A 6,476-nucleotide genomic window follows, 5' to 3' on the forward strand; every position below is an offset into this window, starting at 1 on the left:
GTTTATACGAATGGAAAATAGATTTTAGTTCAACCATATTCATACACTTCCTAATTACATAGTATTTACCCTATTATTTTGTAGATAAACAGTACTTTTTAATCTTATTTAAAATACACTTAAGCAACTTATTTTACTATCGATTAACATTACATTAACCTTACACGGTTGTAATAAAATCATTAGCTAGAAGGAAGCAATGCCCAAACTAGACAGATATTTAATGATAAAACCATAAGAAAAAAACAATGATTAGATTTTAAATCTAGTCATTGCTTTATCCATCACATCTTGATTACATCTATATATCTTATTGTTACTCTTTCACTTGAATGATTGAATATATCCATTAATAATGGCTATATTCTTTGTCGGCACGTACATATAACTAATGTTTTTTAATTGATAAAGTGAAACTTTAATCAGCTCTCACCAATCGGGCTTTTATGGGCAGTCCGCCACCTAACTTCTCTTTGCTCTCGCTGAATTTTTTTGGGGATGTTACTGCCCGCAACTAGCAAGATAGATGTTATCAATATTCATACGTTACAATAGTACCGGTAGTATCAGTAAAACCATCAAAACAGTTAGAGCAACCACCACAGCCGCCACAACCGCCACAGCCTCCGCAACCAAAACAACCGAAGCAACCAATACAACGGAAGCCACCACAACGGAAGCCGCCACAACGACCTCCACCACAACCGCCACAACGACCACAACCGCCACAGCGACGAGCAGCATCTTCAATATAGTAATATGGATATTGGTTTTGCTGGTCCCAATAGACAATATTTCCAGACCGGTAATCATTAAGGCTTAACGCTTGTAGTTCTTGTTGAAACTGATTCATTTTCATAACCTCCGTTTATAAAATACAACCTCATCGATACTTCCCTATATTCCTGTTCGTTACATCTAAGTAGAAATAGCGCTATAAACTAAGTTCAATACGTACACCAACAAAGTATGACTTATCACTAGATGATGCACCTTGTTCATATACCTATTTTTACTATGGGCTCATTTTTATAAAGTGAAACTTTAATCAGTGGGGTTTTGTTCATCCCCTACCTAACTTCTTTGCTTCCGCTGAATTTTGAGGTGGGGGGCTTACTGCCCGGCAAATAGCGGGATAAATAAAAATTAAAAAATATGAATTCTAGCGTCATATCTTCATACTTACTAAGTTCAATTAATTTCTCAACAATTATGATGCCATATCCTATATATTTCCGTCTGCTGCTTAGATTTTTCTGTACTGTAAATGGCTTTCGCTATAACACCTCCAAGTGACCGGTTTCTATGACGGTTAAGAAATTCCAACAAAAAAAAGCCCTAATTAGGGCTTTTCATTCTATTTCTCCAGCAAATCTCTATATGAAATTGCTAATTGAAAAAAGACACATTTAGATTGATGCGTCTTTTTTTGATGCCTCTTTTGTGAAATCATATAAAGCAATTGCGCCTAAAAGAACAAGTATCCCTTGAGGAACATCTAGCAAAATAGTTTTCCAAATTTCTGGAATTACCCATTTAATATCTGCTGCTGTTTCAAGATATGTTTGGAAATAGCTGATTGTAAAATTAATTATCCCTAAAAATACAAACAACGATAAACCAAATCGAATTAATTTCTTATTTGTAAACATATAACACCTCTCAAAATTCATTGGATATTCCTGCTTTTGCTTCTTTATATTTCCATATCTCTATATCTAATTTTAACACATAAAGAACTCAAAAAAATACGATATGCATATTTGCATATCGTATTAACAACACTCCATGATAATTTAGAAATTCCTGCAAAGAAAAAACAACTCCGTTACAGCTAACAGCTCGGGTTTCTTTTCTTATTTAACTTCATACCACCAACATTTACGTTCTTTGATTGTAAAATAAATGTGACAGAAGTTTATCCAGTTAATGCGTAGACAAGTAAATGAGCTAAATTATCGATATTCTATTTCGCCATATCCGTAGCACTAATGACTTTACGCAAATTTGACAAGAAAAAATATATAGCTAGGTATGATCCATACCTAGCTATAACATTACTTCTATTCTTTATCCAATTACGTCTTTTACGTCTGTATCCACTGGCCACTTTTCTAATGTATAAGCCATTTCCCAAAATGAATATTCATATTGACTGCTAATAATAAAATGCTGTTTCATACGCTTGCGGTCTGTCTCTGTTACTTTTTCAGCGATAGTATCTAAACGTGTAATTTGCTCTTCAACTAGCGTACGGAACCAATCAGATCCATAAGCAGAAATCCATTCGTTATAAATTGGCTCTTCCGGCTGGCACTCTTTTAAGCGTTCGCCAATTTCATAATACAACCAATAGCAAGGTAAAATTGCTGCAATGATATCTCCTAAATGCCCTTCATACGCAGCACGATACATATGTGAAGTATACGCATATGCAGTTGGCGCAGGAATAAAATTATCTTTTTCTTCTTTTGTTATCCCTAGCTTTTTAGCAAAATTCTCATGTAAAGATAACTCTGCCTCATATGTATTTTGAGCATGATGTGCCATACGAGCTGTCGTCTCTAATTCAAGAGCTTTCGCAGCTCCTAAAGTTTGTACTCTAGCAAAATGGCTCAAATAATATGAATCTTGAAGCACATAATAACGAAAACTAGCTAAATCTAACGTTCCTTCACCAAGTTTTTTTAGAAAAGGATGGTTAAAACTCGCTTCCCAAATTGAATCTACTTCTTTACGTAACGATTGTGAAAAAGTCATTTAAATCCCTCCAATAATATATAAAATATAGATATTTATCCACAGCTATTAACGCTTTAAAATAAAAAAACTTTCTTTACAGGCGTAAAGAAAGTGAAATTGACAGTATTTATTTACTCATTAAATAGCAACGTCTTTCCCACTTCCCTACGCTGGCATTAACCAGATCAGGTACTAAGAGTCTCAAAATCACATTTGATCTCAGCCTATAAAAGGCCCCCCTAGTGGATAAATATTTTGTTTTTATAATGTATTCATCATAGCATACTTTGTGAAACTGTCAAAAAAATTAGTTATATAATTCCCTTAAAACCCTTCTTCTTTTCTAACTTTTAATGATGTTTCAATAATCATATCTAATAGTTTGCTATAACTAATTCCCGCTGCTTCTGCACTTTTTGGCAATAAACTTGATTGTGTCATCCCTGGTAATGTATTAATTTCCATTACATATGGAATTCCGTCCTTCACCATCATATCAACTCTTGCATAAACACTACATTTTAATGCTTTATAACAAGCAAGTGACGCTTTATTTACACGTTTATTAATTTCTGCTGGAAGTTCGATAACTTCCTCAACTGTACTAGTATCATCATATTTTGCATTGTAGTCAAAGAACTCGGCTGCATGTCGAATTGAAACTATAGGTAACTGTTTTCCATCCAGAATTGAACATGTAATTTCATCACCTTTTATATACTTCTCAATTACTACTTCAGAATCCCATTCGAATACAGTTTCTAGCATTGAGATCAATTCATTTTTATTGTAAACGATTTTCACTCCGACACTCGATCCGCCAGAGTTTGGTTTTACTACTAATGGAAATCCTAACTTATCTAACTCATCAAGATTTAGATCCTCCATTTTTGTAAGTTCAATCCAATCTGGTGTTTCTACACCTTCATAACGTAAAATCTTTTTCGAAATATTTTTATCCATACATATACTGCTAGATAACATATTACTTCCGCTATAAGGAATCCCTAAACTCTCCAGTGTTCCTTGAACTGTCCCATCTTCTCCGTATTTTCCGTGTAATGCGAGCAACGCAAAGTCAATGTCTTTCGCTTTTTCAATTAAATCCACTTTTTCATTTAATGTAATTGGAACTATTTCATACTTATTTTTATCTAAATGAGCAATCATTTCATTCCCCGTCATAATTGAAACTTGTTTTTCAGACGATACCCCGCCCATAATAACACCGATTTTCATTTTCTCAACTCCAAATTTCATTTTTTAATGTATCACCAATTATTTTAATTCCCCGAACTATTTCTTCTTCTTTCAAGCGCGAAAACCCTAATCGGAAAGTGTTCGCTCCTTCTCCATCAGAGTAAAAAACATCTCCAGGTGAAAACGTAACGCCTTTCTCATAACACTTTTGTAAAAGTGTGCGGGCATTCATATGCTCTTCTAGCTCTATAAATAAATGCAGTCCACCATCTCCAGTCATTCTTTTAAAAGGAATGTACTGGTTACATGCCCCGACAGCTAACTCATATTTTTTCTTATAAACAGATCTTGCCTTTTTTAAATATTTTTCAAAATATCCCTCATGTAAATATTGAAACAGAACAGCTTGATCTAGCGTAGATGTGTGAATCGTTCTTGCTCTTTTTACGCTTTCTAAATAATGAATCAGCTCTTTATCTGCAATAATCCAACCTACACGTAAACCAGGGAAAAGTACCTTTGAAAAGCTACTAATATAAATCACATTATTGCCAGCTCCAGCAAAAGTTAATAATGGAGCTAAATGTGAACCTGAATAACGTAATTCTTCATTAAATCCGTCCTCTATAATAGGAACGTTGTATTTTGAGAATAACCTCATCAATTCCGTTCTTTTCTCTGAACTCGTAACAATACCGGTTGGATTATGATAAGAAGGAATTAAATAAGCAAAATCAAAATCTTTTTCACGCAAGCTTTTTTCAACTTCATTCGTATCAATACCATCCTCATTCATATCAATCCCATGAACTTCAAGTCCATGTAAACGGAACAGCTTTAGTGCAGCGTGGTGAGTTGGATTCTCACAAATGACACGACCAGATTTTTTTGATAAAGAAGAGAGTACAATATCCAATCCTTCTGTAAATCCATTTGTAATTAGAATATCTTTATTCGAAATGTCTACACCTTTCATTTCCATGTAATGAAGTAAATAATTCATTAACGGTCTATATCCCTTTGCATATCCGTAGTTCAATACGATGTCTCCTTCAATGGACATACGAGTAAGAAAAGCTCTTTTGAAATTTTCAACATCAAATAGCTTCTCATCCGGGGCTATACTATTAAAGACAATCATTCCCTTTTCCCAACGAACACCATGTTTCATTAAATCTAATTCATCCGCTAATGCGGTCACTGTATTAAGTTTATTTTTCCAATTTATTTCAACAGACGAAGTGTTAGATATATCCACCTTCGCAACAAAGTTCCCTTTTCCTTTAACTGCATAAATGAGTCCTTCTTGTTCTAAATCTGCATAAGCAGCGAGTACAGTGTTTCTACTCACACTTAGTAATTCACTTAGTTCCCTTGTTGATGGGATTTTTTGATCCCCGAGCAAATGCCCTTTCATAATCATCTTCTTCAAATAATCTTTCAATTGAATATAAACGGGACGATCTTTAACAACTTTAAAATCCTTAAACAATTCCTTCCCCCCTGCAATCATTTTTTCATATTTATTTCATTCTCAAAAGGTCCACGACATATGTATTTTTTATAAAGGGCGGTACGGTCTTACAAATCTTTTCGATATAAGTTAATCACATCTTTTAAAGCTGCAGCTGCAGCGCCTCGTGGATTAGAAGCCCCACCAATTGTAGTAACTTGTCCCATCGTATCTGTAAAGAACGTAATTCCTTTTTCGGTCCCATTTACTTTTGCTAACGGATGATCTTTTTCTATTTCGCACGGTTCAACATTTAAATTCACATTGCCACCCTCATCCTTATATGTTGATGCTATTAATTTAATAATTTTATGTTGTTCCTTAGCATTTCTAATTTGCTGTTTTGTAACGTGCTCGATTCCTTTTATATGTATATCAGTAAGTGTTTTCTCTGTTTCCATTAAGCTGTTTGTCAAAAGTACCAATTTACACGCACTATCTGAACCACTTATATCTAATATAGGGTTTGTCTCAGCAATTCCTTTATCTTGTGCTTCTTTCAGTGCTTCTTCAAATGTCATATCTTCCTCATACATTTTCGTAAGAATATAATTAGTTGTTCCATTTAATATTCCTTCTATTTTTTCAATACTGCAACCGGCTAAACCAAATTGTCCGATATCTAGGGTCGGTAGTGCAGCGGCTGTTGCACCGCTATATCGAATTCGTACATTTGCGCCTCTTGCTGCTTCATTTATTTCTCTCCAGTTTGTAACGAGCGCCCCTTTAGAAATTGCTACTATATCCATCTGTTTCTCCATCGCTTGTTTCATATATTGTTTCCCTGGATTTCCATCTTTAAGATTTGTAACTGTTGATTCTACCAATACAGTACCACTTATGCTAGTTGTTGCACGTTCCTTCGGATGATACTCTAAATATTTTTCAATTGCAGCGGTACCGCCACCATACATCAATAAATGATGAAGTGATAAGCCGTCTTCATTATGTATTGCAATATTTCTCCCTAATACGCCACTTACAACTAATTGAATCCCATATGTTTCATATATATATGAAT

At 34.4% G+C, this 6,476-nt stretch carries 6 protein-coding genes, 1 pseudogene and 1 riboswitch; all 7 genes and pseudogenes read right to left on the bottom strand.

The features are described 5' to 3' along the window. Positions 1 to 252: 252 nt before the first annotated feature. Positions 253 to 387, bottom strand: a pseudogene (locus ABWK52_RS17735) (site-specific integrase); the annotation flags it as partial. A 145-nt stretch (positions 388 to 532) separates the two neighbouring features. Continuing rightward, the gene (locus ABWK52_RS17740; protein ID WP_001071364.1) at positions 533 to 853 is read right to left on the bottom strand and encodes a heterocycloanthracin/sonorensin family bacteriocin; all 321 of its coding nucleotides are present in this window, start codon (positions 851 to 853) and stop codon (positions 533 to 535) included. A 556-nt stretch (positions 854 to 1,409) separates the two neighbouring features. Then, entirely contained in the window at positions 1,410 to 1,673 is a 264-nt protein-coding gene (locus ABWK52_RS17745; RefSeq protein WP_002101034.1) for a DUF3937 family protein, read from the bottom strand. Positions 1,674 to 2,070: 397 nt separating this feature from the next. Continuing rightward, a complete protein-coding gene (gene tenA / locus ABWK52_RS17750; protein ID WP_098507991.1) occupies positions 2,071 to 2,760 on the bottom strand; it encodes a thiaminase II in 690 nt (229 codons plus the stop codon). Between the two features lie 127 nt (positions 2,761 to 2,887). Continuing rightward, a riboswitch (TPP riboswitch) is annotated at positions 2,888 to 2,993 on the bottom strand. 73 nt (positions 2,994 to 3,066) lie between these two features. Continuing rightward, the gene (locus ABWK52_RS17755; protein WP_098508014.1) at positions 3,067 to 3,981 is read right to left on the bottom strand and encodes a D-alanine--D-alanine ligase; all 915 of its coding nucleotides are present in this window, start codon (positions 3,979 to 3,981) and stop codon (positions 3,067 to 3,069) included. 4 nt (positions 3,982 to 3,985) lie between these two features. Continuing rightward, positions 3,986 to 5,434 carry a PLP-dependent aminotransferase family protein gene (locus ABWK52_RS17760; RefSeq protein ID WP_098507990.1) on the bottom strand — a complete coding sequence of 483 codons (1,449 nt, stop codon included), beginning with the start codon at positions 5,432 to 5,434 and terminating at the stop codon, positions 3,986 to 3,988. Positions 5,435 to 5,523: 89 nt separating this feature from the next. Then, positions 5,524 to 6,476, bottom strand: a 953-nt coding sequence (locus ABWK52_RS17765; RefSeq protein WP_353772044.1) for a homoserine dehydrogenase, incomplete at its 5' end; no start/stop codon positions are given.

The organism is Bacillus sp. AP50 (assembly GCF_040492675.1).
In the GTDB taxonomy this organism is placed as follows: Bacteria; Bacillota; Bacilli; order Bacillales; family Bacillaceae_G; genus Bacillus_A; species Bacillus_A cereus.

Bases quoted from the DNA above. Each gene is read 5' to 3' on its own strand.
- ABWK52_RS17740 (WP_001071364.1), bottom strand. From the start codon at position 853: ATGAATCAGTTTCAACAAGAACTACAAGCGTTAAGCCTTAATGATTAC.
- ABWK52_RS17755 (WP_098508014.1), bottom strand. From the start codon at position 3,981: ATGAAAATCGGTGTTATTATGGGCGGGGTATCGTCTGAAAAACAAGTT.
- ABWK52_RS17745 (WP_002101034.1), bottom strand. From the start codon at position 1,673: ATGAATTTTGAGAGGTGTTATATGTTTACAAATAAGAAATTAATTCGA.
- tenA (WP_098507991.1), bottom strand. From the start codon at position 2,760: ATGACTTTTTCACAATCGTTACGTAAAGAAGTAGATTCAATTTGGGAA.